This is a genomic window from Streptomyces sp. NPDC057307 (genome assembly GCF_042667665.1).
GTDB lineage: Bacteria > Actinomycetota > Actinomycetes > Streptomycetales > Streptomycetaceae > Streptomyces.
Genome location: NZ_JBHUZM010000266.1, coordinates 1 through 2,982, shown reverse-complemented (window position 1 = coordinate 2,982; position 2,982 = coordinate 1). Strand labels below are relative to the sequence as shown.

Genomic DNA, 2,982 nt, shown 5'->3' with positions numbered 1-2,982 from the left:
ATACGGGAAACGGCGTCGTCCACGGCCGGCTTCAGTGCCGAGGGCTTGCCGCGCCGGTAGCCGCCCCGAGCGCGGTCATCATGCTGTGCAGCGCGGGCAGCAGCGCCTGGAGGAGGTAGGTGAGCGCCCCGGCCAGCGCGCCGGTCGTCACGCCCTGCCGCAGCAGCCACGGGGTGGTGACGAGCAGCAGAAGCACGGGGAGTTGACCGGCGACGCCGAGTGCCACCGTACGTACCGCCGCCCACCGCGCCAGCACACGCGACGTCCGCTCGGCCGTCTCGAACAGCAGCCCCGTGCGCGCCGCCGCGTCCGCCTGCGCGCCGCAGGCGACAAGGTCGCGATGGCCGGCGGAGACAGCTCCCACCCCCTCGGCGACGGCCTCGTCGGCGTCCAGGAAGCGACGCTGGGCCGAGGCCATCGGGAGCAGTGTGGCGAGGAAGAGCGCGAGGCCCACGACGAGCGGCGGCACGACCACGAGGAGCAGTTCGGGGGCGAGGGCGAGCAGGCCGATCAGCGCGCCGACGGCGTTGAAGACGAAAGCCCTGACGGTGAGGACGAGTCCGGCGAAGCTGTCGCGGACGATCTCGGTCTGGTGGGTGAGCCGCGAGACCGCCCCGGTGTCCGAGCGGTCGTCGGTACGGGCCGGGTCGGTGACCGCCCGGCGCAACGCCTGCCGGACCGCGCGCCGTACGAGCGCGTCCCGCAACGGCTCGGTCAGCTGGGCGAGTTGGGAGAAGACGCCCCGCACGGGAGGTCCCGCTCCGAGGATCGAGGCGGCGGCGACCGCGAGCCAGCCGAGACCGGTGCCGGTGTGTCCGGCGAGGAAGCCGCGGTCGAGGGCCTGGGCGAGGCAGTACCCGCCGAGGAAGGTCTGCCCGGACTCCAGCAACGACCAGCCGCCGAGCCGGACGAGGACCCGTTTCCTGCTCCCCAGGAACCGTCGGGCGGGCGGCAGGTTCCTGCCCAGCATCCCCCGGCCGGGACGTGTCCCGTCCGTCGGCGCCTTCGCGGCGGCGCTCATCGGTCGGCCCGCGCGGCGGTACGGGGCGACGCGGACTCCGGCGACGCGGGCTCCGGCGGGGCGGGTTCGGAAGTGGTGGCTTCGGGGGAGACGGCTTCGGGAGTGGTGGGCTGGGGAGAGACGGCTTCGGGAGTGGTGGGCTCGGGATGGGCGAACAGGGCCCGATAGCCGTCGGAGCGCCACAGCTCCTCGTGCGGGCCGGTCGCCCGCACCCGGCCCTCCTCCAGCCAGACCACCAGGTCGCAGCGGGCCGCCGAGGACAGGCGGTGGGCCACGATCAGCCGGGTGCCGTGGCGCACATCCCGGGCGAGGGCGCGTTCCACCTGGTGTTCCGTGACGGTGTCCAGGCTGGACGTCGCGTCGTCCAGCACCAGCAGCCGCCCGGCGCGGGCGAACGCCCTTGCAAGGCCCAGGCGTTGGAGTTCACCTCCGGAGAGCGGGGCAGTGTGCGGCGGGGTCGCGTAGCCCTGCGGGAGCAGCCGTACGAACGCGTCCGCGCTCGCCGCGCGTGCCGCCGCCCGGACCCGTTCGTCGGTCCGCGCCCGTTCCTCCGCCACCGGCGCCCGGCCGGCCAGCGCCTCGCCGAGCGTGGCGCCGAACAGGACCGGGCGCTCGAAGGCGTAACCGACCTCACGGCGCAGTTCGTCGTGCGGTACGGCGCCGAGCGGGACACCGTCCAGCAGGACCGTTCCCTCGTCGGGCTCCGTGAGCCGCCCCGCGACCTCGGCCAGCGTGGACTTGCCCGCGCCCGAGCGGCCGACCACCGCCACCGACGTGCCGCCGGGGACCGTCAGGTCCACGCCGTCGAGGACCCTGCGGCCGTCGCGCGTCACGGCCACCCCGCGCAGGACCAGCGTGCCGAGCCCCTCGGGCGGCAGACTCCGGGTTCCGTACGTCATGGCGGGCAGGGCCATCAGTTCGGCGGTCCGGCGGCCCGCCGCGCGGCTGCGGATCAGGGAGCCCAGCAGGCCCGCCGCCGTACCGACACCGGCGGCGAGCGCGGCGTAGCGGGCGGCGGCCAGCAGATCGCCGACGCTCATGTCCCCCGACGCGAGCCGGACGCCGCCGACCGCCAGGACCGCGGTCGTCAGCAGGGGCATGAGCACACCGCTGCGGGCGACGGCGGCGCCGTGGATCCGCCACATCCGGCTGCCCTGCGCGGCCAGTTCGGGCAGCGGGGCGAGAACACGGTCGCGGTCGCGGGCCTCGGTGCCGGCGGCGGCGATCGTCCGGGCCCCGGCCAGCGCCTCCACCAGGCGCGTCGCGATGTCGGCCTGGACGCGCTGGTAGCTCGCGACGCTGTCGGAGGAGCCGCGGGCGAAGGCGCGCAGGACCAGCATCAGCAGCGGAAGCCCCGCGAGGAAGGTGAGCGCGGTCCACGGATCGATCAGGAAGAGCGCGACGACCGCGCCCGTCGGCGCGAGCAGCGAGGCGCCGAGCGTCGCGGCGGAGACGGGTGCGGTGCTGGCCTCGGTGGCGTTCGCGGTGAGTCGGACCGCCACGTCGCCGGGCGGGAAGCGGGAGGCGTGGCCGGGCCACGCGGAGAGCAGGTGGTTCACGCCCCTGGTGCGGAGCCAGGCGGCGGAGCGGGCGCTCGTGGTGCCGCCGAGCAGTGCCACCAGCGCGTCCAGCAGCACCTCGGCGACGATGACGGCCGTGCAGGCCAGTAGCCAGGGGTCCGCCTCGGGGCTGCGTTCGAGCAGCAGGTCGAGGGTGCGGCCGAGGACGGCGGGCAGCGCGAGGGACGCGGCCGCGGCCGCCGCGGAACAGAGGAAGACCGCCGCGGTGCGGCCCGCGCTGTGCCGCGCGGCCCCCAGCAGGAGACCGGCGGCTGTCGCGGCACGGTCGTCGGGGGCGGACGGCGTCTTCAAGAAGAGGCTCCCCTCGGTTCGGGCGGGGCGGGGCGAGCGACGGCGGATGCGGATACGGATGCGGTTCTCGCGTACCGCGCGCTCCGGGGC

Annotated in this window: 2 protein-coding genes; both read right to left on the bottom strand. The window is 75.9% G+C overall.

Going from position 1 to position 2,982, the window contains the following annotated elements; genetic code table 11:
- Window positions 1–31 precede the first annotated feature (31 nt).
- On the bottom strand, window positions 32–1,021 hold the full coding sequence (locus tag ACFUN8_RS37195) for a hypothetical protein (protein WP_383647832.1): 990 nt from the start codon (window positions 1,019–1,021) through the stop codon (window positions 32–34).
- Window positions 1,018–2,892: an ABC transporter ATP-binding protein gene (locus ACFUN8_RS37190; protein ID WP_383647834.1), complete on the bottom strand. Its 1,875-nt coding sequence runs from the start codon at window positions 2,890–2,892 to the stop codon at window positions 1,018–1,020. The genes ACFUN8_RS37195 and ACFUN8_RS37190 overlap by 4 nt, the downstream gene beginning before the upstream one ends.
- Window positions 2,893–2,982: the final 90 nt, after the last annotated feature.

Coding starts and splice junctions, on each gene's coding strand:
- ACFUN8_RS37195 (WP_383647832.1), bottom strand. CDS start 1,021: ATGAGCGCCGCCGCGAAGGCGCCGACGGACGGGACACGTCCCGGCCGG.